Raw genomic sequence first — 21,542 nt, 5'->3', positions numbered from 1 at the left:
TCACAGGGCCGCCCGCACCGCCCTGACCAGCGCCTGCGCCCGAGGGTCCGCCGTGACCGTCTTGCGGAAGCCGTTGGTGACATAGCCGAGGGCGATGCCCGTCTCCGGGTCGGCGAAGCCGAGGGAGCCGCCGCGGCCGGGGTGCCCGAAGGAGCCCGCGCCGAGGAACGGCGAGGCGCTGCCGTGCAGCATGTAGCCGAGCCCGAACCGGGTGTTCACCACGAGCACCCGGTCCGGGCCGGCCGACTCCTCGCCGCGGGCGAGTTCCACGGTGGCCGGGTCGAAGAGCCGTACGCCGTCGACCTCGCCGATCATCGCCGCGTAGACGCGTGCCAGCCCGTCGGCCGTCGCGATCCCGTTGGTCGCCGGCAGGGCGCTCGCCCGGTACGCCGGCGCGTTCTGATCGGGGAAGGGGGTGATCGCGGCGAAGGCGCGACGGGTCAGGGAGTCGGGGTCCTGGAAGGCCTCGGTCACGGACCGCTTGGGGCGGGCGCGCAGGCCGCCGGCGGGCTCCGGCCCCTCGACGCGTCCGACCCGTCCCGTCCGCCCGGCCGCCTCCTCCCGCTCGGGCAGCCCCAGCCAGAACTCCGCCCCCAGCGGTCCGGCGATCTCCCGTGCGATCCACTCGCCGGCGCCGAGCCCGGTCACGCGGCGCACCAGCCCGTCCAGCATCCAGCCGTACGTCAGCGCGTGGTACCCGTGGTCCGTGCCGGGCTCCCACACGGGTGCCTGCGCGGCGACCGCCTCGGGACCCTTCAGCGGGTCCAGGGCCTCCTCGGGGGTGAGCGGGCGGTCCAGCACCGGCAGTCCGGCCCGGTGGTTCAGCACCTGCCGGACCCGCACCTGCTCCTTGCCGCGCGCCTTGAACTCGGGCCAGTACTCGGCCACCGGCGCGTCCAGGTCCAGCTCCCCGCGCTGGTGCAGCATCAGGGGTACGGCGGCGGCGACGCCCTTGGTCGCCGAGCGCACCACCTGCGCGGTGCCGTGTCCCCAGGGCTCGGTGCCGTCGACGTCTTTGGTGCCGGCCCACAGGTCGACGACCTTGCGCCCGTCCCGGTACACGGCGACGGCGGCGCCCCGGTCCCCCAGGGCCTCGAAGTTCCGCGCGAACACGTCCCTGACCGGCTCGAAGCCCTCGGCGACTGTGCCGTTCACGTCCACGCCGTACTCCTCCTGCTGCCGCCCGGGGCCTTGTCCGCTGTCCCTCTCAGCCAAGCAGAATCGTCACGTCGATGTTCCCGCGGGTCGCGTTGGAGTACGGGCAGACCTCGTGGGCGGCGTCCACCAGCTTGGCCGCGAGGTCGGCGTCCAGGACCGGCAGGGAGACGCTGAGGGCGACCGCGAGGCCGTAGCCGCGGTGCTTGTTGGGGCCGATGCCGACCTTCGCGGCGACCGTGGAGCCGGTCAGGTCGTAGCCCTCGCGGTTGCCGACGAGGATCAGCGCGTTGTGGAAGCAGGAGCTGTAGCCGGCGGCGAAGAGCTGCTCCGGGTTGGTGCCGTTGCCGTCCCCGCCGAGCGCCGGCGGCATGGCGACCTTCAGCTCGATCTGGCCGTCCTGGCTGGTGACGAAGCCGTCGCGGCCGCCGTGGGCGGTGGCCTCGGCCACGTACATGATCTTCGTCGGCCGGGTGTCGACGGCGGTTTCCTCAGGCATGGCTGGTCTCCCCCCACAGAAGTGCGCACAAGTACATCGCGCACAAGGTACCGGCCAGTAGGTCGGGATCGGGTTACCAGGGGGTAGCAACCCTGGGTAACAGAAGGTCAGCGGGGGCGCCCGGCCGCCGCGTCCGCCCGTTGCGCGAGCCGCCGCAGTTCCTCACGCAACCGGGCGGCCTCCGCCCCGTCGAGAGCCGTGGCCTCCAGCAGCGCGCCGGGAACGCGAATCGCGCGCTCCCTGAGTTCCTCCGCGCGCCCCGTGCACGCCACCAGCACCGAGCGCTCGTCGCCCGCCGCGCGCTCCCGGCGCACCAGCCCGGCCGCCTCCAGCCGCTTGAGCAGCGGCGACATCGTGCCGTAGTCCAGCCGCAGCGCCCCCGCGAGCTCCTTCACGCTGGTCTCCCCGCGCTCCCACAGCACCAGCAGCACGAGGTACTGCGGATAGGTGAGCCCGAGCTCGTCGAGGAGCGGCCGGTACGCGGCCGTCACCGCACGCTGGGCGGCGTACAGCGCGAAGCACAACTGGTCGTCGAGCAGCGGTGATCCGGCGTCCTCTTCGTTCGTCACGCGCCCATTGTCACGGACCGCGGATCGAATCCGAAGGGCAACTCCAGCCGGTGGGCGCGCATCAGCTCGTCGTCGGCGAGGAGCGCGGCGGTCTTCCCGTCCGCGGCGATGGTGCCCTCGCTCAGGATCAGCGAGCGCGGGCACAGCTCCAGCGCGTACGGCAGGTCGTGCGTGACCATCAGGACCGTCACGTCCAGCGAGCGCAGGATGTCGGCCAGTTCGCGGCGGGAGGCCGGGTCGAGGTTGGAGGAGGGCTCGTCCAGGACGAGGATCTCCGGCTCCATGGCGAGCACCGTCGCCACCGCCACCCGGCGCCGCTGCCCGAAGGACAGGTGGTGCGGGGGCCGGTCCTTGAACTCCGCCATGCCGACCCTGCCCAGCGCCCGGTCCACGCGCTCCTCCAGCTCCGGCCCCCTCAGCCCGGCCGCCGCCGGCCCGAACGCCACGTCCTCGCGCACGGTCGGCATGAAGAGCTGGTCGTCGGGGTCCTGGAAGACGATCCCGACCCGGCGCCGGACCTCCGCCATGTGCTTCTTGTCCACGGGCAGCCCGGCGACCTTCACCGTGCCCACCCCGCCGCTCAGGATGCCGTTCAGATGCAGCACCAGGGTCGTCTTGCCGGCGCCGTTCGGGCCGAGCAGCGCGACCCGCTCGCCGCGCGCGATCGAGAAGTCCACGCCGAACAGGGCCTGGTGCCCGTCGGGGTAGGCGAAGGCCAGTCCGGTCACTTCGAGGGAAGCTGTCACAGGGTCCATCCCAACACGCAGACGACGAGGGCGGTCACGGGCAGCGCGAGGGCGTACGACCACTGCGCCCGGGACGCGGTCACCTCGTCGATGACCGGCATGGAACCGGCGTAACCGCGGCTGACCATGGCCAGGTGCACCCGCTCGCCGCGTTCGTAGGAGCGGATGAACAGCGCGCCGGCCGACTTCGCGAGGACGCCCCAGTGCCGCACGCCGCTCGCCTCGAACCCCCGGGACTCCCGCGCGATCCGCATCCGCCGCATCTCGTCCGTGATGACGTCGCCGTAGCGGATCATGAAGGACGCGATCTGGACGAGCAGCGGCGGGAGCCTGAGCCGTTGCAGGCCGAGGAGCAGTTCGCGCAGTTCGGTGGTGGAGGCGAGCAGCACGGACGCGGCGACGCCGAGCGTGCCCTTGGCGAGCACGTTCCAGGCGCCCCACAGCCCGCTCACGCTCAGGGACACGCCCAGCACCTCGACCCGTTCGCCCTCCGCGACGAACGGCATGAGCACCGCGAACGCCACGAACGGCACCTCGATCAGCAGCCGCTTCAGCAGGAAGCCGGCGGGCACCCGGGCGGCGTACGCGACCACGCCCAGCAGCACGGCGTACAGGCCGAACGCCCACATCGCCTCGCGCGGGGTCGAGACGACGACCACGACGAAGGCGAAGGCGGCCGCGAGTTTCGTGTGCGGCGGCAGGGCGTGCACGGGGGAGTGCCCGTGCCGGTACAGGCGATGCGCGTGCCCGGCCCCCATGTCAGACGCCGCTCGTGCTCGCCGGTGAGACGTCGGCCGTACGACGCCTGCGGACCGCCCAGAAGATCCCGGTGCCCGCGACCACGGTCACGCCGACGCCGATCACGCCCGCCAGCCCCCCGGACAGGCGGGCGTTCTCGACGTCCTTGACGCCGTAGTCGGCGAGCGGCGAGTCCGCCGTGGCGTGCTTCTCGGTCCTGGCGTCGATGCCCTTGTCGGCGGCGACCTTCTCCAGGCCGTCGGGGTTGGCGGAGGCGTAGAAGCTGACGAACCCGGCGAGCACCAGGGAGGTGACCAGACCCGTGATCCAGACCTTGCGGTGGGAGCGGGCGGCGACGGGTGCGGTGTCCGGCACGTCGACCAGTTCGCCACCGACCCGCAGCTTGAGCTTCTGCCGCAGGCCCCGCGCGCCGTACACCAGGTCGGGGCGGACGGCGACGACGGCACCGACGGTCAGCGCGGTGATGGCCGCCTCGCCGATGCCGATGAGGACGTGGACGCCGATCATCGCGGTGGCGACCTTGGAGATCGAGACGTCGGTGGTGCCGCCGACCGCGTAGATCAGGGTGAAGGCGACGGCCGCGGCGGGCACCGACAGCACGGCGGCGACGAACGAGGCGGCGGTGATCGAACCGCGCCGGCGCGGCAGCACCTTCACGAGCCCGCGGAAGACGGCGTACGCCACGACCGTCGTGACGACGGCCATGTCGGTGATGTTCACACCGAGCGCGGTCAGGCCGCCGTCCGCGAAGAGGATGCCCTGCATGAGCAGGACCACGGAGACACACAGGACACCGGTGTAGGGGCCCACGAGGATCGCGGCGAGGGCCCCGCCGAGGAGGTGTCCGCTGGTTCCGGCGGCCACCGGGAAGTTCAGCATCTGCACGGCGAAGATGAAGGCCGCGACCAGGCCGGCCAAGGGCGCGGTGCGTTCGTCGAGTTCACGCCGGGCGCCGCGCAGGCTCACCGCGACGGCGGCCGCGGCGACGACTCCGGTCGCGGCCGAGATGGGGGCGTCTATGAATCCGTCAGGCACATGCACCGTTCGATGATAGTGGCTTGTTGCGAACCCTTTGCAAGAGAGCTGTGCCACGAAGAGCAAGTCACGGGCTTTCGGTCCCGGGAGCGGAATGCAGGAAATGTGCGACGCTGGGTAGGGAATGGATGCACAGCTTCCGCACAGGTTACGCAGCGTGAGAGGGCCGTCACGATGTCTGTAGTCGAACAGTACGCGCGAGCCCACATCGTTTCGGACGCGGACATCGCACAGGACGAGGCGGTCCCGGTGGTCCTGCGCTACGACCCGGAGACCGACCCCCGCTCGGTACGGGTCGGCCTGCCGGGCCCCCACGAGTGGACCTTCTCCCGGGCCCTGCTGGAACAGGGCCTCAGGGCTCCGGCCGGCAGCGGCGCGGTGCGGGTGTGGCCGTGCGGGCGGGTCCAGGCCGTGCTCGAGTTCCACTCGCCGCAGGGCGTGTCGGTGGTGCAGTTCGAGCAGAAGGCCCTGCTCAGGTTCCTGCGCCGGACCTACATGGCCACTGCACCCGTACGGGGCTGACGCGGGCCTAGCCGCCCAGCTTCAGCAGGGCCGCCACGATCGGGCCCGCGGTGTCGCCGCCGTGGCCGCCCGCCTGGACGACACCCGCGGCGGCGAGGTCGCCCCGGTACGCGGTGAACCAGCCGTTCGGCTTCTTCTGGCCGTCGACCTCCGCGGAGCCGGTCTTCGCGCCCACGTTGCCGGACACCCCGGACATCGCCTCGGCCGCCGTGCCGTAGCCCGCCGTGTACGCCATCAGCTCACGCAACTGCGACAGGGTGCCCGAGGACATCGTGCGCGAGGCGGTGGCCAGTGTGCGGTTGTCGACGCTCGGGGACACCAGGTAGGGCTGCTTGAAGGTGCCCGACTGGACGGTGGCGGACACCGACGCCATGTTCAGCGGGTTCATCCGGACCCCGCCCTGGCCGATGAGCTCGGCCGCCTTCTGGGCCGCGCTCTGCACCGGCACCGAACCGTCGAAGGACGGGACACCGATCGCCCAGTTGTTCATGGACAGGCCGAAGACCTGCTGAGCCTGCTTGGTCAGGCTGTCGTCGTCCAGCTTGCCCGCCTGGCTGATGAAGGCGGTGTTGCAGGAGCGGGCGAAGCTCGCCTTGAAGGTGCCGCCCTTGATCTCGAACTTGTCGTCGTTCTGGAACTTCCAGCCGCCGTACGTGAAGTACTTCGGGCAGGGGTGCGCCTTGTCCGCCGAGGCCAGGCCCTTCTCGATCAGCAGCGAGGAGGTGACGACCTTCATCGTGGAGCCCGGGGCGAGGGAGCCCTGGAAGGCGGTGTTGAAGCCGTGGCTCGCGTTGGCCACCGCGAGGATCTCGCCGGTCGACGGGCGCAGGACCACGACCGAGGACCGCGCCCGCTTGGCGACCTGTGCCTCGGCCGCCGCCTGGAGCGCCGGGTCCAACGTCGTCCGCACCGTGCCCGGGGTGCCCTTGCTGAGCTCCACCAGGGTCTTGTCGGAGTCCTCGGACTTGGCGGAGCCGGCGTCCTTCCCGCGGACCACCCGCAGCTCGATGCCCGCCTTGCCGCCGGCCTTCTTGCCGTACTTCTCGCGCAGCCCGTCCAGGACGGTGCCCAGCGACGGGTACTTGTCCTCGGTGATCTCGCCGCCGTCCCGGTCGACCGCCTTGATCGGCGGGGTCCCGGACTCGCCGGTGACCAGGGTGTCGCCGTCCTTCAGGTCGGGGTGGACGACCGAGGCGGTCCAGTCGACCTGCGGCTTCCCCGTGGCGGTGTCGCGGACGACGGTCAGCGAACTGCCGTACGTGAGCGGCTTGCTCAGGCCCTTGTACGCCACCGTCGCCTTGACGGAGAAGGGCACCTTGGCGCCGGTGCGGGCACCCGGGGTGAGGGTGACGCCGGTGAGGTGGGCGTCCTTGGTCCAGCCGGTGAGGAGCGCGGTGGCGGCCTCGGTGTCGCTGGTCGCGGCGGCCGCCGCGCTCACCTTGCCCTGCTGCCAGGAGGTCAGGAAGGTGGTCGCGGTGGTGGTGACCTCGGTCGCCGACAGCGGACCGGTCTTGACCTTCGGCTTCTGGTCCCCGGCGGACACGGAGGTGTTCTGCGTGCGGTCGTCGGCCGCGGCTCCGGCGCCGTACAGCGCGTAGACGCCGAGGCCGGCGCCGCCGACGACCACGGCGATCATCCCGCCGACCACGGCGGGCCTTGTCTTCCGTCGCTCGGCGACGCGCCTTCTGTTACCCACGACCTACGCTTCCTCCGCGCTGTGCAGGGTCCCCGTTGCCCTCATCAGTCCCAACGAGGCCAACAGCCTAGAGTCCCCGTCCCGCCCGGGTGACGTCAGCCCGCGGCTCGTAGCACGTCTGCGACAATCGGGCCCGCCGCGTCGCCGCCGTGGCCGCCCTCCTCTGTCATGGCCGCCGCCGCCACATCGTTGCGGAAACCGGTGAACCAGCTGTTGGACACCTGCTGTCCGTCGACCTCCGCGGAACCGGTCTTCGCCCCGATGTCCCCGCGCAGCCCCGCCATCGCCGTGGCCGCCGTGCCCTGGGTCGCGGTCATCCGCATCATCTGCCTGAGCTGGGAGGCGGTGTTGTACGGCAGCCCCCTGGCCGTGGCCAGTTCGCGGTCGTCGAGCTTCGGCGAGACAAGGTAGGGCTGACGGAAGGCGCCGGTGATGGCGGTGGCCGTGACCGACGCCATGTTCAGCGGGTTCATCTGGACCTGGCCCTGGCCTATCGCGTTGGCCGCGCGGTCCGGGCCGCTGACCGCGGGCACCTTGCCGTCGAAGGAGACGATGCCGGTCTTCCAGTCCTCGCCGATCCCGAAACGGTTCTGGGCCTCCAGCGTCAGCGACTCGTCGGTGAGCGGCTTCTCGTCGATCAGCTTGATGAAGGCGGTGTTGCAGGACCGCATGAAGCTGTTGGCGAGCGTGGCGTTCTCGTTGGGCTTCATGTTGGTGAGGTTCTTGAAGGTCTGCCCCTGCCACACGGCTTCGGGCGGGCAGGGCGCCGGGCCGTTCATCGAGGTCACGCCGTTGTCGATGAGCATCGCGGCGGTGATGATCTTCATGGTGGAGCCGGGGGCCTTGGTGCCCTCGAAGGCCGCGTTGAACCCGTCGGTGCGGTTGTTGGCCACGGCCAGGACCTCGCCGGAGCTCGGCTCGACGGCCACCACCGACGACTGGCCGTACCGCTTCACCGCCTTCTCGGCGGCCGCCTGGGCACGGGCGCTGATGGTGGTCTCCAGCTTCCCCGGCCGGCCCTCGGCCAGGGTCAGCAGCGAGGTGTCGGGGCTCTGGTCCGGGTGCTTGACGACCAGCTCGATGCCGGGGGTGCCGCCGGCCTTGTCCCCGTACTTGTCGCGCAGCGCGTCCAGGACTGGGCCCAGCGAGGGGTACTTCTCCTTGCTCAGCACCTTGCCGTTCCGGTCCACCGCCTCGATGGACGGGTTCGCGGACTCACCGGTGACGAGCCGGTCGTCCCGCTGGAGCTGCGGGTGCACCACGGAGGGCTGCCAGTCGACGAGCGCCTTGCCGGTGGTCACCCCGCGCACGACGGTCAGCTCGCTGCGGTACGCCAGCGGCTTCGACTTCCCGTCGTACGACACCGTCGCCTTCACGGTGTACGGCACGGTCGCGCCGGTCGCCCTGCCGGGCGTGATCCGCACGTCACCGATGTGCGCGTCCGTCTGGTAGTCCGTCAGCAGCACCTCGGCCGTCGTGCTGTTGTTGGTGAGGGCGGCCGCTCTCGCCGTGTCGCCCTTCTCCCAGGCGGCGAAGAAGTCCCGGGAGGTCTCCTTGATCTCGTCGGCGGTGGGCGGCCCGCTCCGCTTGGCGTCCCCGACCCCGCCGCTCCCGTCGTCGCTCAGCGCCGACACGAAGTTGTACGCGCCGTATCCGGCCCCGCCGACCATCACGGCGAACACCGTGCTGACGACAGCGACCTTCACCCCCTTGGCCATGGTGTGGCCCCCTCCCCGATTCACCCCGTTGTTGGGGGCAGCCTAAGCGGGAGGTGTGACAAGCGGGGCACGAGTTTCCCGATTCGCTGAAGCGACTGCTCAATCACATACGTGAATCCCGGCCCATCAGACCCAGGTGTCCAGCCACATCCGCGACCGCCAGTCGTCGATCGGGATGCTCGTGCCGGTGTAGATGGGCCAGAAGTAGATGAAGTTCCAGGCGATCAGGAGGACCAGGACGCCCGCCGCCGTGGCGCCCGCCACGCGGCGGGTGTCGGAGGAGCGCGGAGGGCCGACCAGGGCGCCGACAAGCATCGCCACGGCCAGGCAGAGGAAGGGGAGGAAGACGATCGTGTAGAAGAAGAAGATCGTGCGTTCCTGGTAGTTGAACCAGGGCAGGTAGCCGGCCGCGATCCCGCAGGCGATGGCGCCCGCCCGCCAGTCGCGGCGGAAGAACCAGCGCCACAGGACGTAGAGGACCGCGAAGCAGGCGGCCCACCACAGCAGGGGTGTGCCGATCGCCAGGACCTCACGCGCGCACTTCTCGCCCGCGTCGACCGGGCAGCCGTCGGTGCCGGGCGCGGGGGACTCGTAGAAGTACGAGACCGGGCGGCCGTCGACGAGCCAGCTCCACGGGTTGGACATGTACGTGTGCGGCGAGGACAGGCCGACGTTGAACTTGTAGACCTCGTGCTCGTAGTGGACCAGGCTGCGCCACCAGTCGGGCAGGAAGGTCCAGTTGCCGCCCTTGCCGTCGGTCGCCGCCCAGTTGCGGTAGTAGCCGCCGGTGCCGTCCGCGGGGGAGAGGATCCAGCCGATCCACGAGGTGACGTAGGTGACGACCGCGACCGGCACCATGGCCAGGAAGGCGAGGCCGAGGTCGTACTTGAGGACCGCCTCGTAGGGGCGGCGGGCGCCCGCGACCCGGCGGGAGCCGACGTCCCACAGCACCGTCATGACGCCGAACGCGATGAGGAAGAACAGTCCGTTCCACTTGGTGCCGATGGCCAGGCCCAGCAGCAGGCCCGCCAGCCAGCGGTAGGGGCGCCACCCCAGGCGCAGGGTGTCCGCGACGTGCGCGTCGGGGCGCACGAGGCCGAAGGAGTCGACCGGCAGCGCGGCCGCGAGTTTCTCCCGGGCCCGGTCGCGGTCGATGACCAGGCAGGCGAACGCGGCCAGCACGAAGAACATCAGCACACCGTCGAGCAGCGCGGTCCGCGCCATCACGAAGGCCAGGCCGTCCACGGTCATCAGCGCGCCCGCGAGGCAGCCGAGGAAGGTGGAGCGGAAGATCCGGCGGCCCACCCGGCACACGATCAGCACCGACAGCGTCCCCAGCAGCGCCGTCATGAACCGCCAGCCGAACGGGTCGAACCCGAACATCAGCTCGCCCAGTCCGATGACGTACTTGCCGACCGGCGGGTGCACCACGTAGGCGGGATCCGTCGGCAGCGCCACATGCCCGTTCGAGGACAGGATCTGGCTGTCGACGTTCTTGCCCCAGCTCAGTTCGAAGCCGCGGTGGACGAGCGCCCACGCGTCCTTGGCGTAGTACGTCTCGTCGAATATCACCTTCTTCGGGCTGCCCAGGTTCCAGAACCGCAGCAGCCCCGCCACCAGCGTCACCAGCAGCGGCCCCAGCCAGCCCGACCAGCGCGTGACCCGCTCGGCGAGCACCCGGGGCACACCCAGGACCTGCCACATCCGGGGACTGGGCGTCGCGAAGGGCGGAACCAGGCGTTCGCGCACGTCGCTTCTGGCCTCGGGCATGTAGCCGAAACGGCGCAGCCTCTGCTGCCACGACGGCCGCCGGTCCTGGGGGGCCTGGTCCTGCCGGGTGTCCGTGGAGGACGCGGTACTGGTCACCGCGCCATCGTAAGGAACGGCGCTGTGTGAGTCCCGTGCATGGGCGGATGCGTCCGGTTCGGGGCACTGCTGGGAGGATGGGGAGGTGACTGGAACCCTTGTCCTGGCAGGCACCCCCATCGGCGACATCGCGGACGCTCCGCCCCGGCTCGCGGAAGAACTGGCCGGGGCCGACGTGGTCGCGGCCGAGGACACCCGGCGGCTGCGGCGGCTGACCCAGGGCCTCGGTGTGACGCCCAAGGGGCGGATCGTGTCGTACTTCGAGGGCAACGAGGCCGCCCGCACCCCCGAACTGGTCGAGGAACTCCTCGGCGGGGCCCGGGTGCTGCTGGTCACCGACGCCGGGATGCCGTCGGTGTCCGACCCCGGGTACCGGCTGGTCGCCGCGGCCGTGGAGAAGGACGTCCGGGTCACCGCCGTCCCGGGACCGTCCGCGGTGCTCACCGCGCTCGCGCTGTCCGGGCTGCCCGTCGACCGGTTCTGCTTCGAGGGGTTCCTGCCGCGCAAGGGCGGCGAGCGGCTGTCGCGGCTGCGGGAGGTCGCCGACGAGCGGCGCACCCTCGTGTACTTCGAGGCCCCGCACCGGCTCGACGACACCCTGGCGGCCATGGCCGAGGTCTTCGGGGCGGACCGGCGGGCGGCGGTGTGCCGGGAGCTGACCAAGACCTACGAGGAGGTCAAGCGGGGGGCGCTGGGCGCGCTCGCCGAGTGGGCCGCGGACGGCGTGCGGGGGGAGATCACCGTCGTCGTCGAGGGGGCGCCCGAGAAGGGGGCCGGGGAGATCGACGACGCGGAACTGGTGCGCAGGGTGCGGGTGCGCGAGGAGGCGGGGGAGCGGCGCAAGGAGGCGATCGCCGCCGTGGCCGTCGAGGCGGGAGTCCCCAAGAGGGTGGTCTTCGACGCGGTCGTCGCAGCGAAGAACGCCCCCTCCCCAGACGCTGGACGAGGTGGGTCACACCCGCTCTGAGCAGGGCGCATGACTTCTGAGCGTGCGCCCCATGTGCTCGCAAAGCGGTGTCTCGGAATGCAAAGCTCCGCGGGGTCGGAGGGTCCGGTTCGGCAAGGAAAGTCCAAATCGGGTCCAACAGTCGACAGGCCTGTCGCCATCGGCTCCCGGGAGGCGTCCACTGGGGTGAGGGACGTACCCGTCCTTCGAACCAGCGGACACACAGGAGCTGGCATGAGCGAGATCGCAGGGCACCCCGGTGCGACGGCCGTGGTCAACGAGTCCTACTCCTTCGCCTGCATGCGCTGCGGGCACGGCTGGGAGCAGTCGTACGAGATAGAGCACCACGTCGACGGCGACGGCCGGGAGTTCGTGCAGTACGTGGTGGACGGACGGGTCGTGCCCTCTCCGCTCTCCCGGCCCACCTGCGCGAACTGCGACCACCACGTCGTACGGATCATGCGTCCCGGCCGGGTCGCCTCCGCCCGGGACGCCGACCACCGCCGGCACCGCACGCCCGCCGCCGGGCCCGTGGAGGCACCGGCACCGGCGGGACCGGCGGCGGAGCCGGGCGCGGAGCACCACTGGCACCTGGCCGACCTGCTGCACGTCTTCCAGCGCAAGGCGAGCTGAGCGCACCGGAATCCGGGTGGGCATGCCCCTTCCGTAGGATCGGGGCATGCCTGCGAACAGCCCCCGCGACAAGAACGCGGCCCCGCCGCTCCCGGAGCCCCTGCGGGTACCGGTCGCCGACTCCCACACCCACCTGGACATGCAGGACGGGACCGTGGAGGAGGGGCTCGCCAAGGCCGCGTCGGTCGGGGTGACCACAGTCGTCCAGGTCGGCTGCGACGTACGCGGCTCCCGCTGGGCGGCCGAGACGGCGGCCCGGTACGACGCCGTCCACGCCACCGTCGCGCTGCACCCCAACGAGGCGCCCCGGATCGTGCACGGCGACCCCGACGGCTGGTCCCGGCAGGGCGCGCGCCGGGCCGGCGGCACCGGGGCGCTCGACGAGGCGCTCGCGGAGATCGACCGCCTGGCCGCACTCCCGCAGGTCAAGGGCGTCGGCGAGACCGGCCTCGACTACTTCCGCACCGGGCCCGAGGGCAAGGAGGCGCAGGAGGCGTCCTTCCGCGCGCACATCGAGATGGCCAAGCGGCACGGCAAGGCGCTCGTCATCCACGACCGCGACGCCCACGACGACGTGCTGCGGGTCCTCAAGGAGGAGGGCGCCCCCGAGCGGACCGTCTTCCACTGCTACTCCGGCGACGCGGAGATGGCCGAAGTGTGCGCACGCGAGGGCTACTTCATGTCCTTCGCCGGCAACGTCACCTTCAAGAACGCCCAGAACCTTCGGGACGCGGTGGCCGTGGCGCCGCTCGAACTCCTCCTCGTGGAGACCGACGCGCCCTTCCTGACGCCGGCGCCGTACCGCGGACGGCCCAACGCGCCCTATCTCATTCCGGTCACGGTGCGCGCCATGGCCGCCGTGCGCGGCATCGACGAGGACGCGTTGGCCACGGCACTCGCCGCGAACACCGCACGCGCCTTCGGATACTGACCCCGTCGAACGTAACTCCGGGTAGTCGAGTCGCTTTGGAGAGTGACGGTCGCTCCGCTAGGTTCTGGGGGCCCGATCCGGACCCCTCTGGACCCCTCGGCCCCTGGAGCGTGTCGGCGTGAGCAGCTCGCAGTACGAGACGACGTACGAGCCGTACGAGTCCTACGGCCCGACCGAGCCGTACGACCCACCGGCGTACGGCGGTTGGGACACGCCCCCCAGCGACCCGAACACCGCGGACACGCTGCCGTACGGGGTGTACGAGACGCCGGTCCCGCCGTACGAGGACACCTACCGGCCCGCCTACGAGGTCCCCGTGGCCGAGCTGCCGACCATCCCCGGGGTGCGTGCAGGAGCGGGACGGCGGGCCGCGCGCCGGCGCCGGGCGCGGTACGCGGAGCGGCCGGACGGGGCGGCGATGAGACGGCTGCTGCCGCAGGCGCTGGTCGTCGCGTTCCTCGCCGGGGGCACCACCGCGTTCGTCGCCAAGGACAAGGCCATCGAGCTCACCGTCGACGGCAAGCCCCGGACGCTGCACACCTTCGCCGACGACGTGGGCGAACTGCTCGCCGAGGAGGGGGTCGCGGTGGGCGCGCACGACGTGGTCGCGCCCGCCCCCGGCGAACAGCTCGCCAACGGCGACGAGGTCGCGGTGCGCTACGGGCGTCCGGTGCGGCTCACGCTCGACGGGCATCGGCGCGAGGTGTGGACCACGGCACGGACGGTGGACGCGGCACTCGAACAGCTCGGGGTGCGCGCGGAGGGCGCGTACCTGTCCACCTCGCGCTCCCGGCGGATCGGGCGGGAGGGGCTCGCGCTGGACGTGCGCACCGAGCGGTCCGTGACGATCATGGCCGACGGCCGGGCCCGGACCATCCGCACGAACGCGGCGACCGTGGCGGACGCCGTCGAGGAGGCCGGGGTCACGCTGAGCGGGATGGACACCACCTCGGTGGCGCCGGGCAGCTTCCCCCGCGAGGGCCAGACCGTCACGGTGCTGCGGATCACCGGGTCGCGGGAGGTCCGCGAGGAGCGGATCCCCTTCCGGGAGGAGCGGAGCGAGGACCCCTCCCTCTTCAAGGGCACGGAGGTCGTGGACCAGGTGGGAGTGCCGGGGGTGCGGCGGGTCACGTACTCCCTGCGCACCGTCAACGGGGTGCGGCAGAAACCGCGGCGGACCAGGGCCGAGGTGGTGCGGGAGCCCCGCACCCAGATCGTGCGCGTGGGCACGAAGCCGATGCCCACCTCCGTGCGGGGCGCGGACCACCTGAACTGGCAGGGCCTCGCCGTGTGCGAGTCCGGTGGCCGCCCGAACGCGGTGGACCCGTCGGGGACGTACGGCGGCCTCTACCAGTTCGACACGCGGACCTGGCAGGGGCTCGGCGGCTCCGGCCGCCCGCAGGACGCACCGGCGGCGGAACAGACGCTCCGGGCGAAGAAGCTGTACGTGCGGCGGGGGGCGAGCCCGTGGCCGCACTGCGGCGGCCGGCTGCACGGATGAGTGGGCGGGACCGGCGCCCACCGGCCCGCGGCTAGGCTGTCCACGTGAGCAGCCCCTCCCCAGACTCCCTCCTCGGCCCCGCCGACATCCGCGAACTCGCCGCCGTCCTCGGCGTACGTCCCACCAAACAGCGCGGCCAGAACTTCGTGATCGACGCGAACACGGTCCGCCGGATCGTGCGGACCGCCGACGTGGGCCCCGAGGACGCCGTCGTCGAGGTCGGTCCAGGGCTCGGCTCGCTCACCCTCGCCCTCCTGGAGGCGGCCGCCCACGTCACGGCCGTGGAGATCGACGACGTACTCGCCTCCGCACTCCCCGCCACCGTCGCCGCCCGCATCCCGCACCGGGCCGACCGTTTCGCCCTCGTGCACTCGGACGCGATGCACGTCACCGACCTTCCCGGCCCCGCGCCGACGGCACTGGTCGCGAACCTCCCTTACAACGTCGCCGTACCCGTGCTGCTGCACATGCTCGACACCTTCCCGAGCATCGAGCGCACCCTCGTCATGGTGCAGGCGGAGGTCGCCGACCGGCTCGCCGCGGCGCCCGGCTCGAAGGTGTACGGCGTCCCGTCCGTGAAGGCCAACTGGTACGCCGAGGTCAAGCGGGCCGGGTCGATCGGCCGCAACGTCTTCTGGCCCGCCCCCAACGTCGACAGCGGACTCGTCGCGCTCACCCGCAGGAGCGAGCCGATCAGGACGAGCGCCTCCAGGCGCGAGGTGTTCGCCGTCGTCGACGCGGCCTTCGCCCAGCGCCGCAAGACCCTGCGGGCCGCGCTCGCCGGGTGGGCCGGTTCGGCCGCGGCCGCCGAGAGCGCCCTCGTGGCCGCCGGGGTCTCGCCCCAGGCCCGCGGGGAGGCCCTCACCGTCGAGGAGTTCGCGCGTATCGCGGAGCACGCACCGAACAAGGAGCCGGTCCAGCAGTGAGCGTCACCGTCCGCGTCCCCGCCAAGGTCAACGTCCAGCTCGCCGTCGGCGCTGCCCGCCCCGACGGCTTCCACGACCTGGCCAACGTCTTCCTCGCGGTCGGCCTCCACGACGAGGTGACCGTGACCCCGGCCGACGGGCTCCGCGTCACCTGCGAGGGCCCCGACGCCGCCCAGGTCCCCCTGGACCGCACCAACCTCGCGGCCCGCGCGGCGATCGCCCTCGCGGAGCGCCGCGGCCTGGACCCCGCCGTCCACATCCACATCGCCAAGGACATCCCCGTCGCCGGCGGCATGGCCGGCGGCAGCGCGGACGGCGCCGGTGCGCTCCTGGCCTGCGACGCGCTGTGGGGCACCGGCGCCTCCCGTGCGGAACTGCTCGACATCTGCGCCGAGCTGGGCAGTGACGTGCCGTTCAGCCTGGTCGGCGGGGCCGCCCTCGGCACCGGACGCGGGGAGAAGCTGCGCGCCCTCGACGTCGGCGGCACCTTCTCGTGGGTGTTCGCGATGGCGGAGCGCGGGCTGTCCACCCCGGCCGTCTTCCGGGAGTTCGACCGGCTCACCGAGGGCCTCGACGTCCCCGAGCCCGTCGCCTCCGAGCGACTGCTCGACGCGCTGGCCGAAGGCGACCCGGACGCGCTTGCCGCCGCCGTCTCCAACGACCTCCAGCCCGCCGCCCTCTCCCTCTTCCCGGAACTCGCCGACACCCTCGCGGCGGGCAGCGCCGCGGGCGCCCTGGCCGGGCTGGTGTCGGGATCCGGGCCCACCACGGCGTTCCTCGCCCGCGACAGCGGGTCGGCGGCCCGGATCGCGGACGCGCTGCGCGACTCCGGCACCTGCCGGGCGGTGCGCACGGCGTCCGGGCCGGTGCCGGGTGCGACGGTGATCCGGCCCTAGCGGTCGGACTACCCTGGAGGGTCGATCGATCCCCCCGGGCAGGAGAGAAATGGCCGTCAATCTGGTCAATGTCGAGAACGTCAGCAAGGTGTACGGCACCCGTGCCCTGCTGGACGGTGTCTCGCTCGGCGTCTCCGAGGGCGATCGCATCGGCGTCGTGGGCCGCAACGGCGACGGCAAGACCACCCTGATCCGCATGCTCGCCAAGCTGGAGGACGCCGACACCGGACGCGTCACGCACTCCGGCGGACTGCGTCTCGGCGTCCTCACCCAGCACGACTCCCTCGACCCCGCCGCCACCGTCCGGCACGAGGTCATCCGGGACATGGCCGACCACGAGTGGGCCGGCAACGCCAAGATCCGCGACGTGCTGACCGGACTGTTCGGCGGACTCGACCTGCCCGGCTTCCCGCAGGGCCTCGACACCGTCATCGCGCCGCTCTCCGGTGGCGAGCGCCGCCGTATCGCCCTCGCCAAGCTGCTCATCGAGGAACAGGACCTGGTCGTCCTCGACGAGCCCACCAACCACCTCGACGTCGAGGGCATCGCCTGGCTGGCGAAGCACCTGCGCGAGCGGCGCTCGGCGCTCGTCTGCGTCACCCACGACCGGTGGTTCCTCGACCAGGTCTGCACCCGCATGTGGGACGTGCAGAAGGGCGACGTCTACGAGTACGAGGGCGGCTACTCCGACTACGTCTTCGCCCGTGCCGAGCGCGAGCGGATCGCCGCCACCGAGGAGACCAAGCGCCAGAACCTCGTCCGCAAGGAGCTGGCCTGGCTGCGGCGCGGCGCCCCCGCCCGGACCTCCAAGCCGCGCTTCCGCGTCGAGGCCGCCAACGAGCTCATCGCCGACGTGCCGCCGCCGCGGGACAGCAGCGAGCTGATGAAGTTCGCCTCGTCGCGGCTGGGGAAGACCGTCTTCGAGCTGGAGGACGTCACCGTCCAGGCCGGGCCCAAGGTCCTGCTCAAGCATGTGACGTGGCAGCTCGGCCCCGGCGACCGGATCGGTCTCGTCGGGGTCAACGGCGCCGGCAAGACCTCGCTGCTGCGGGCCATGGCCGAGGCCGCGCGGACCGAGGGCGAGAAGCAGCCCGCGGGCGGGCGGGTCGTCGTCGGGAGGACCGTCAAGCTCGCCTACCTGTCCCAGGAGGTCGCCGAACTCGACCCCGCGGTGCGGGTCCTTGAGGCCGTCCAGCAGGTGCGGGAGCGCGTCGACCTCGGCAAGGGGCGCGAGATGACCGCCGGGCAACTCTGCGAGACCTTCGGCTTCAACAAGGAGAAGCAGTGGACGCCGGTCGGGGACCTGTCCGGCGGTGAGCGGCGCCGCCTCCAGCTCCTGCGGCTGCTGATGGACGAGCCCAACGTCCTCTTCCTCGACGAGCCCACCAACGACCTCGACATCGAGACCCTGACCCAGCTGGAGGACGTCCTCGACGGCTGGCCCGGCTCGATGATCGTCATCTCCCACGACCGGTTCTTCGTCGAGCGCACGACCGACCGCGTGTTCGCGCTGCTCGGGGACGCCACCCTGCGGATGCTGCCGCGGGGCATCGACGAGTACCTGGAGCGACGGCAGCGGATGGAGGAGGCGGCCGTCGCCTCGGCGCCCGTGGTGGAGAAGCCGGCTGTCGAGAAGAGCTCCGCCGACCAGCGGGCCGCGAAGAAGGAGCTCCAGAAGATCGAGCGGCAGCTCGACAAGATCTCCGAGAAGGAGGCGAAGCTGCACGCGTCCATCGCCGAGAACGCCACGGACTTCGGGAAGGTGGCCTCCCTCGACGCCGAACTGCGCGACCTCGCCGGGGAGCGCGAGGAGCTGGAGATGCGCTGGCTGGAGCTCGCCGAGGACGCGTGAAGGTGCGGCACATCGTCCTCGAACGACAGGAAAGCCAGGAATTCAGCACTTCCGGGACACTTCTCACCGGTAGGGGAAGCGCAACGTCGAACTAGCGTGTAGCTTCCGGGGGCATGAAGGGCGGGGGTGCCGGGAGAGAGTGCCGGGAGAGGTCCTCCGCCCGTGCGGATCAGTGGGCTTCACCGTGGGGCATTCACGCGGATCCATCGGGGTGACTGGGGGGTTGGTCGATGGGAGTTCGGCTCATGGTGGTCGACGACCACCGATTGCTCGCCGAGGCGCTGGCCTCGGCGTTGAAACTGCGCGGGCACCGGGTGCTCGCGGCGGCGGCGCCCGCGGCGGGGGCGGCGGAACTGGTGATCAGCCGGGCGCCCGAGGTGTGCCTGCTGGGGACGGCCACGCCGGCCGAGCCGGGGATGTTCGACCCGGTGGTGAAGATCAAGCGGGAGCGGCCGCAGGTGGCGGTGCTGGTGCTGGGGCCGGTGCCGAGCCCTCGCGGGATCGCCGCGGCGTTCGCCGCGGGGGCCTCCGGATACGTACGGCACGACGAGCGCATCGAGGGTGTCGAGCGGGCGATCATGAAGGCCCGGGCGGGGGAGGCGGCGGTTGCTCCGCAGTTGCTCCAGGGGGCGTTCGGCGAACTGCTCAATCCCGCGGCCCAGCCGGACGACGAGGGTCAGCGGCTGCTCCAGATGCTGACGCCCCGGGAGGTGGAGGTGCTGGTGCGGGTGGCCGACGGGGAGGACACCCGGCTGATCGCGGCGGGGATGGGGATAGCGCCGTCCACGGCCCGGACGCATGTGCAGCGGGTGCTGATGAAACTGGGGGTGGGGTCCCGGTTGGAGGCGGCGGCGCTGGCGGCTCGGACGGGGTTGCTGGATCGGGCCGGGCCGGTGGGGTCGTAAGGGGCGGGTCCGGGTCCGGGTCCGGGTGCGGGTTCGGTGGGGGCGGGCGTTTTTGCGCAGTTCCCCGCGCCCCTGATGCCTGCGGCGCAGCCGCCTGTTCGGTGGGGGCGTGTGTAGCGCGTGCGGGCCGGTGGGTGGGTCGGTGCCGGGGTGGGGGGTATCCGTCCTCGGTCCGGCGGCTCGGCCACTTCAGCAGTGCTCTGCAACGGACGCCGGCCGCTGCGGGCGGACACCCCCCACCCCGTCCCCTCACCGCCGTACGCGACCAACGGTCCATCGTGGCGTGCGTGACTGCACCCCCCTAGGGGCGCGGGGAACTGCGCGACCAGCTCCCACGCGCCCGGCCGACAACCTCTACGCGCCGTCGGTCTCCTCGTCCACCGGCACAGGCACCACAGGCTTCAGCTTCTGCCAGATCAGGAAGAAGATCCCGAGGGCCAGCATGCCCAGGCCCGTCCAGAGGTTGATGTTGACGCCCTCCGACTTGTCGAGGGAGGAGTCGGACGGGTTGATGCCGGCGATCGTGACGATGATGCCGTAGAGGACGAACAGGCCGCCGATGATGCGGCGCAGGTCGAAGATGCGGGCCGCCGTGGCCGACTTGGCCTGGAGTTCGGCGACTTCTCGCTGGACGTCGTGTTCGGACATGGTTCCTCAATCCTCCCGCGGTCAGAACGAGAACGGGATGTAGCAGACGGCGGCCAGTACCACGGCACCCCAGCCCAGCAGGGCCGGCCTGCGGTACCAGGCGTCGTCGCCGACGGCGGGGGGCTCGGACATGCCCGGGGACGTCGTGCCGTAGACGAGACCCTGGAGTTCCTCGGCCGGCTTGGGGGCGGTGAACAGGGAGACGGCGACCATGACCACCGCACCGGCCACGAAGCCGACGATCGCGGAGACGAAGTTGGCGCCCTGGTCGGACGGGATGTCGATGATGCCCTGCTTGTAGATCCAGAAGTAGTTCACCATCGCCGCGACCGTGCCGGCCAGCAGTCCCCAGAAGCCCGACTTGGCGGACGCGCGCCGCCAGAACATGCCGACGATGAAGACGACGAACATCGGCACGTTGAAGAAGGAGAACAGCGTCTGGAGGTAGCTCATGATGTTCGAGAAGGAGGAGGCCAGGAAGGCTGTGCCGACCGACGCACAGACGCCGATCACCGTGATCAGGCGCCCGAAGCGGACGTAGTAGCCGTCCTCGCGCCCCCGCTGTACGTACCTCGCCCAGATGTCGTTCGTGAACACCGTGTTGAAGGAGGACACGTTGGCCGCCATGCCCGCCATGAAGGCGGCCAGGAGTCCGGTGACCGCGATGCCGAGGACGCCGTTCGGCAGGAGCTGTTCCATCAGGTACGGGATGGCGTCGTTGTACTGGTAGCCGGAGTCGGCGGTGCCGAAGCCGGGGATCAGGGCCGCCGCCGTCAGGCCCGGGATCATCACCAGGAACACGATGAAGATCTTCGGGAACGCGGCGATCAGGGGGGTGCGCTGGGCCGCGCTCAGGTTCTTCGCCGACAGGGCGCGCTGGACCTCCGCGAAGTTCGTCGTCCAGTAGCCGAAGGACAGGACGAAGCCCAGGCCCAGCACGATCGTCAGCCAGTTCGCGCCCAGCGGGTTGGCACTGCCGATGCCCGTGCCGCCCCAGGCGGTGGTGAAGTTCTCGCCGTGTTCGGCCGTCAGCTTGTCCGTGAGGCCGCCCCAGCCGCCCACCTTCTTCAGGCCCAGGACGACCAGCGGGATCAGGGCCGCCAGGATCACGAAGAACTGGAGGACCTCGTTGTAGATCGCCGAGGAGAGGCCGCCGAGGGTGATGTAGGCCAGCACGAAGGCGCCGGCGACCACGATGGCCACCCACTGCGGCCAGCCGAGCAGGGCCTCGACCACGATCGCCAGGGCGTAGAGGTTCACGCCCGCGATCAGGATGGCCGCGAAGGCGAACAGAGCCGAGCTGAGCAGGTGCGCCCACTTGTCGAAGCGCAGCAGGAGCATCTCGGGGACCGAGCGCACCTTGCTGCCGTAGTAGAAGGGCATCATCACCAGGCCGAGGAAGACCATGGCCGGGATGGCGCCGATCCAGTACCAGTGGACCGTGTAGGCGCCGTACTGCGCGCTGTTGGCGGCCATCCCCAGGATCTCCGTGGCGGCCAGGTTGGCGGAGATGAAGGCGAGACCCGTGATCCACGCCGGCAGTGAGCGTCCGGAGAGGAAGAAGTCCAGGCTCGTCTTCACCGATCTACGGGCAGCGAAGCCGATGCCGAGGACGACGACGAAGTAGATCCCGAGGATCGTGTAGTCGAGCCAGTTGGTGGGGAGCCGGAGCTCGGCGGCCAGGTATGCGCCTTTTGTGGGGGTTTGCATAGTCAGCAATTGAACACCTCGGCTGATGC

General features: G+C 71.4%; 20 protein-coding genes. 9 read left to right on the top strand and 11 right to left on the bottom strand.

Annotated features, from left to right (window positions below; genetic code table 11):
* The 6 genes from ACIQJT_RS36540 to ACIQJT_RS36515 form a co-directional block, all read right to left on the bottom strand.
* Positions 1 to 1,161, bottom strand: a complete 1,161-nt coding sequence (locus ACIQJT_RS36540) for a serine hydrolase domain-containing protein (RefSeq protein ID WP_402650022.1) — start codon at positions 1,159 to 1,161, stop codon at positions 1 to 3.
* Between the two features lie 46 nt (positions 1,162 to 1,207).
* Complete coding sequence (locus tag ACIQJT_RS36535) at positions 1,208 to 1,654, bottom strand: organic hydroperoxide resistance protein (protein WP_402650003.1); 447 nt, start codon at positions 1,652 to 1,654, stop codon at positions 1,208 to 1,210.
* 107 nt (positions 1,655 to 1,761) lie between these two features.
* On the bottom strand, positions 1,762 to 2,223 hold the full coding sequence (locus ACIQJT_RS36530) for a MarR family winged helix-turn-helix transcriptional regulator (protein ID WP_402650002.1): 462 nt from the start codon (positions 2,221 to 2,223) through the stop codon (positions 1,762 to 1,764).
* Positions 2,220 to 2,978 carry an ABC transporter ATP-binding protein gene (locus ACIQJT_RS36525; RefSeq protein ID WP_365451914.1) on the bottom strand — a complete coding sequence of 253 codons (759 nt, stop codon included), beginning with the start codon at positions 2,976 to 2,978 and terminating at the stop codon, positions 2,220 to 2,222. Before ACIQJT_RS36525 ends, ACIQJT_RS36530 begins: the two co-directional genes overlap by 4 nt.
* Positions 2,966 to 3,727 carry a cobalt ECF transporter T component CbiQ gene (gene cbiQ, locus ACIQJT_RS36520; protein ID WP_053847294.1) on the bottom strand — a complete coding sequence of 254 codons (762 nt, stop codon included), beginning with the start codon at positions 3,725 to 3,727 and terminating at the stop codon, positions 2,966 to 2,968. Before cbiQ ends, ACIQJT_RS36525 begins: the two co-directional genes overlap by 13 nt.
* A 1-nt stretch (position 3,728) precedes the next feature.
* Positions 3,729 to 4,769 carry an energy-coupling factor ABC transporter permease gene (locus ACIQJT_RS36515; RefSeq protein WP_402650001.1) on the bottom strand — a complete coding sequence of 347 codons (1,041 nt, stop codon included), beginning with the start codon at positions 4,767 to 4,769 and terminating at the stop codon, positions 3,729 to 3,731.
* A gap of 168 nt (positions 4,770 to 4,937) precedes the next feature.
* Here ACIQJT_RS36515 and ACIQJT_RS36510 point away from each other — a divergent pair, with 168 nt between their 5' ends.
* A complete protein-coding gene (locus ACIQJT_RS36510) occupies positions 4,938 to 5,285 on the top strand; it encodes an SsgA family sporulation/cell division regulator (RefSeq protein WP_402650000.1) in 348 nt (115 codons plus the stop codon).
* A 7-nt stretch (positions 5,286 to 5,292) separates the two neighbouring features.
* Here the strand turns inward: ACIQJT_RS36510 and ACIQJT_RS36505 are convergent, their stop codons facing one another.
* The 3 genes from ACIQJT_RS36505 to ACIQJT_RS36495 form a co-directional block, all read right to left on the bottom strand.
* The gene (locus tag ACIQJT_RS36505; RefSeq protein ID WP_402649999.1) at positions 5,293 to 6,981 is read right to left on the bottom strand and encodes a penicillin-binding transpeptidase domain-containing protein; all 1,689 of its coding nucleotides are present in this window, start codon (positions 6,979 to 6,981) and stop codon (positions 5,293 to 5,295) included.
* Between the two features lie 95 nt (positions 6,982 to 7,076).
* Complete coding sequence (locus ACIQJT_RS36500; protein ID WP_402649998.1) at positions 7,077 to 8,699, bottom strand: penicillin-binding transpeptidase domain-containing protein; 1,623 nt, start codon at positions 8,697 to 8,699, stop codon at positions 7,077 to 7,079.
* Between the two features lie 126 nt (positions 8,700 to 8,825).
* The gene (locus ACIQJT_RS36495) at positions 8,826 to 10,565 is read right to left on the bottom strand and encodes a dolichyl-phosphate-mannose--protein mannosyltransferase (protein WP_402649997.1); all 1,740 of its coding nucleotides are present in this window, start codon (positions 10,563 to 10,565) and stop codon (positions 8,826 to 8,828) included.
* An 85-nt stretch (positions 10,566 to 10,650) separates the two neighbouring features.
* On the opposite strand from ACIQJT_RS36495, the gene rsmI reads away from it, so the two are divergent.
* The 8 genes from rsmI to ACIQJT_RS36455 all read left to right on the top strand — a co-directional run bounded on the left by rsmI (position 10,651) and on the right by ACIQJT_RS36455 (position 19,155).
* A complete protein-coding gene (gene rsmI / locus ACIQJT_RS36490; RefSeq protein WP_365451900.1) occupies positions 10,651 to 11,532 on the top strand; it encodes a 16S rRNA (cytidine(1402)-2'-O)-methyltransferase in 882 nt (293 codons plus the stop codon).
* A 213-nt stretch (positions 11,533 to 11,745) separates the two neighbouring features.
* Complete coding sequence (locus tag ACIQJT_RS36485) at positions 11,746 to 12,144, top strand: hypothetical protein (protein WP_365451898.1); 399 nt, start codon at positions 11,746 to 11,748, stop codon at positions 12,142 to 12,144.
* Positions 12,145 to 12,190: 46 nt separating this feature from the next.
* On the top strand, positions 12,191 to 13,075 hold the full coding sequence (locus tag ACIQJT_RS36480; protein WP_402649996.1) for a TatD family hydrolase: 885 nt from the start codon (positions 12,191 to 12,193) through the stop codon (positions 13,073 to 13,075).
* 118 nt (positions 13,076 to 13,193) lie between these two features.
* Positions 13,194 to 14,576 (top strand): ubiquitin-like domain-containing protein, encoded by a 1,383-nt coding sequence (locus ACIQJT_RS36475; RefSeq protein WP_402649995.1) that lies wholly within the window; start codon positions 13,194 to 13,196, stop codon positions 14,574 to 14,576.
* Between the two features lie 44 nt (positions 14,577 to 14,620).
* Entirely contained in the window at positions 14,621 to 15,502 is an 882-nt protein-coding gene (rsmA, locus tag ACIQJT_RS36470; RefSeq protein ID WP_402649994.1) for a 16S rRNA (adenine(1518)-N(6)/adenine(1519)-N(6))-dimethyltransferase RsmA, read from the top strand.
* Entirely contained in the window at positions 15,499 to 16,398 is a 900-nt protein-coding gene (locus tag ACIQJT_RS36465; RefSeq protein WP_365451890.1) for a 4-(cytidine 5'-diphospho)-2-C-methyl-D-erythritol kinase, read from the top strand. The genes rsmA and ACIQJT_RS36465 overlap by 4 nt, the downstream gene beginning before the upstream one ends.
* A gap of 49 nt (positions 16,399 to 16,447) precedes the next feature.
* Entirely contained in the window at positions 16,448 to 18,250 is a 1,803-nt protein-coding gene (locus ACIQJT_RS36460; protein ID WP_402649993.1) for an ABC-F family ATP-binding cassette domain-containing protein, read from the top strand.
* 230 nt (positions 18,251 to 18,480) lie between these two features.
* Complete coding sequence (locus ACIQJT_RS36455; protein ID WP_365451886.1) at positions 18,481 to 19,155, top strand: LuxR C-terminal-related transcriptional regulator; 675 nt, start codon at positions 18,481 to 18,483, stop codon at positions 19,153 to 19,155.
* 354 nt (positions 19,156 to 19,509) lie between these two features.
* Here ACIQJT_RS36455 and ACIQJT_RS36450 read toward each other — a convergent pair whose 3' ends face one another.
* Positions 19,510 to 19,803 (bottom strand): hypothetical protein, encoded by a 294-nt coding sequence (locus ACIQJT_RS36450; RefSeq protein ID WP_365451884.1) that lies wholly within the window; start codon positions 19,801 to 19,803, stop codon positions 19,510 to 19,512.
* Positions 19,804 to 19,824: 21 nt separating this feature from the next.
* Entirely contained in the window at positions 19,825 to 21,513 is a 1,689-nt protein-coding gene (locus tag ACIQJT_RS36445) for a sodium:solute symporter family protein (protein WP_365452554.1), read from the bottom strand.
* Between the last annotated feature and the right edge of the window lie 29 nt (positions 21,514 to 21,542).

Source organism: Streptomyces sp. NPDC091972, assembly GCF_044756385.1.
GTDB lineage: Bacteria > Actinomycetota > Actinomycetes > Streptomycetales > Streptomycetaceae > Streptomyces.
Note: the sequence above shows the minus strand (reverse complement) of the source record. Positions and strands in the feature narration are given on the sequence as shown.